The organism is Marisediminitalea alba, from assembly GCF_002993365.1.
Taxonomy (GTDB): domain Bacteria; phylum Pseudomonadota; class Gammaproteobacteria; order Enterobacterales; family Alteromonadaceae; genus Alteromonas; species Alteromonas alba.
In genome coordinates, this window is the sequence record NZ_PVNP01000123.1 from 1 (window position 1) to 2409 (window position 2409).

At 35.8% G+C, this 2409-nt stretch carries 4 protein-coding genes and 1 pseudogene; 3 read left to right on the forward strand and 2 right to left on the reverse strand.

All coding sequences use genetic code 11. The features are described 5' to 3' along the window. Positions 1 to 259, forward strand: a 259-nt coding sequence (locus tag C6Y40_RS11875; RefSeq protein WP_146129559.1) for a transposase, incomplete at its 5' end; no start/stop codon positions are given. A 159-nt stretch (positions 260 to 418) separates the two neighbouring features. Beyond that, positions 419 to 1162 carry a hypothetical protein gene (locus C6Y40_RS11880; RefSeq protein ID WP_105934777.1) on the forward strand — a complete coding sequence of 248 codons (744 nt, stop codon included), beginning with the start codon at positions 419 to 421 and terminating at the stop codon, positions 1160 to 1162. Positions 1163 to 1214: 52 nt separating this feature from the next. Here C6Y40_RS11880 and C6Y40_RS11885 read toward each other — a convergent pair whose 3' ends face one another. Both C6Y40_RS11885 and C6Y40_RS11890 read right to left on the reverse strand, forming a co-directional pair. Continuing rightward, on the reverse strand, positions 1215 to 1430 hold the full coding sequence (locus C6Y40_RS11885) for a helix-turn-helix domain-containing protein (protein ID WP_105934778.1): 216 nt from the start codon (positions 1428 to 1430) through the stop codon (positions 1215 to 1217). 36 nt (positions 1431 to 1466) lie between these two features. Beyond that, a complete protein-coding gene (locus C6Y40_RS11890) occupies positions 1467 to 2249 on the reverse strand; it encodes an ATP-binding cassette domain-containing protein (protein ID WP_105934779.1) in 783 nt (260 codons plus the stop codon). 8 nt (positions 2250 to 2257) lie between these two features. On the opposite strand from C6Y40_RS11890, the pseudogene C6Y40_RS11895 reads away from it, so the two are divergent. Further along, positions 2258 to 2409: pseudogene (locus C6Y40_RS11895) on the forward strand (IS5/IS1182 family transposase); the annotation flags it as partial.

A 2409-nucleotide genomic window follows, 5' to 3' on the forward strand; every position in this document is an offset into this window, starting at 1 on the left:
CTACGATAGTGACGCATTAAGAGAATATATTGAAGCCAAAGGAGGTATCTCCGTCATACCTAAACGGAACTATGGCCAAGATATAGACAAAGACAGCGTTGATTGGTGCCTCTATAAATATCGCCACCTAGTTGAAAACGCCTTTGCTCGAATAAAGCATTATCGTTCAATATCAACGAGGTATGAAAAGTTAGCAAGGAATTATGCCAGCATGGTATCACTGGCATTTTCGATGATGTGGCTACCCATGTACTGCTGAGTGAAATATATGCAGCAAAGATCAACAGGCCCTAGTATCAGAAAATAATTCACGAGAAGAATTCTCGGAAAAAATTAGAGAAATCATGCACCCGTTCGTTAATCTCAATGAAAATAGTGTACACCCACACTGCTCAACATAAAAACTATAGAAATTACGATGATTGATAAGCAAGAAGATTTGACCTCAGCCATTGTTTACTTTTGTAAGATGCATTGTAAGCAAACTAAAGGTATTATGGTTTATGGTTCGTTTATAGAAAAAAATACTACGGACTATTCTGATGTGGACATTTTTGTAATTGATGAGGGTGAGATCGAAGGGAAAAAGATTCAAAAAATAATTAATAAGTTCCCTATTCAGGCAAACATAGCAAGTTTTAGAATGGTTTTAAATTCGTTAATGCGAAGTGAGAAGCAAGGAGATTTTTTTTATCCAAAAGTACTGTCCACCGCATACATACTTTTTGATGAGTATGGTCTATGTAGTTACTTAAAAAAAAGAGCAAATAAAATCATTGCTAATGGCCCACCGATGGTGGAGCCAAACAAAGTCGAGCATTGCAGGTTAGCTTTATGTAACTATTTAAACGATGGGGGAAATATAAAGTATGTTGGAGAAAATTTATCAGAAAATATAATATGGGCTTCGAGAGCAATAATGATGTGTCATGACTATATACTTCTTAACGGAAATCATTGGAAATGTACAAATACCAAAGCAAAAAAGGACTTGCTGAAATTATATTATAATGATTCTTACACTCAATTAAATGAAATTCTAAACACTTTACTAATAGACAACAATTGCTTTGCTTTTGCTAGTGCCTTGAAAGATGTGATGGGGAAATTTATGTCTTTTGACTGGAACTCAAAAAGTCCTCATCATTCAATCCTAAAATAACAAATGCTGCATGATGCCCTCTGTTAGCCATTATTTTTCTTGAATTTACGAGTTAGCAGATGATGTTTTTCGCAAGTTCCTGCTGCACTGTAAAGATTAGCTCAATTCGATTTTTCACACCAACCTTAGTGTAGATATTAGCGCAATGAAACTTCACAGTTCTCTCACTTATGAAAAGCTCACTAGCAATTTCTCTATTTTGCTTTCCCTTAATGATTAATCGAAAAACTTGAATCTCTCTATCAGATAAATACTGAAGCATTTCCATTTCCACTCCAAGTCCATTTACAATTAAAAGATATTACTAGACTTTTATCTCTGAAATTTTTCCATTCTCTAGTAGTAAAACTCTATCGGCTGATGATATTGTTTGAGGACGGTGAGCTACTATAACTCTAGTAATTGATAAATCTTTTATATTACTATTAATCATAGTTTCTAATTTTATATCTAGGTGACTTGTCGCTTCATCCATAAATAAAATATCAGGCTTCTTGTAAAGTGCTCTGGCAATTATTATTCTTTGTTTTTGACCCCCGCTTAAATTTGCGCCCATATCACCGACTAAAGTATTGTACTGCATTGTCATTGAAGATATTTCTTTATGTATGCAAGCTAAATAGGAACAGCGCTTTACTTCTTCCATATCCATATCAGGGTCAAAGCATGATATATTTTCAGCAATACTCCCACTCAACAGTTGGTCTTCTTGCATTACCGCAGATATTCTTTTTCTATAACCTGCAATATTCTTAATAGAGGTTCCATCGACGAGTACCTGCCCTGAGGATGGAGACATTATTCCCATTAAACACTTTAACAAAGTGGATTTTCCGCTACCACTGGCACCTATAAGAGCTACATTTTCATTAGGTTTTACTATAAAGCTTATTTTTTCAAAAACGGGCTTTTCAATATCGCTAAACGCAAAAGACAGACTATCAACTTCGATTAGCCCTCTCAAATTTTGTTCATTGGATGCGTTATCTAACTCATTATCTTCAGAGAAATAGGTATCCTTTGGACTAAGGAAGATGCGAATAAGTCCCCGATGTGAGATCATAGCTGCATAGTAAATCACAGCCATTACCGCCCATGAGCCAACAGTTAACTTTTGCCGATAGTGAGTTTTCCAGCAAGCGCCGCCAGACCCGTAAAGAGATATTCTTATCCAGAATGGATAAACTGCTGCCGTGGCCTCAACTGCTGGAAGTGATTGAACCCTTTTATCCTAAAGCTGGCAATGG

Coding starts and splice junctions, on each gene's coding strand:
- C6Y40_RS11880 (WP_105934777.1), top strand. CDS start 419: ATGATTGATAAGCAAGAAGATTTGACCTCAGCCATTGTTTACTTTTGT.
- C6Y40_RS11885 (WP_105934778.1), bottom strand. CDS start 1,430: ATGGAAATGCTTCAGTATTTATCTGATAGAGAGATTCAAGTTTTTCGA.
- C6Y40_RS11890 (WP_105934779.1), bottom strand. CDS start 2,249: ATGGCTGTGATTTACTATGCAGCTATGATCTCACATCGGGGACTTATT.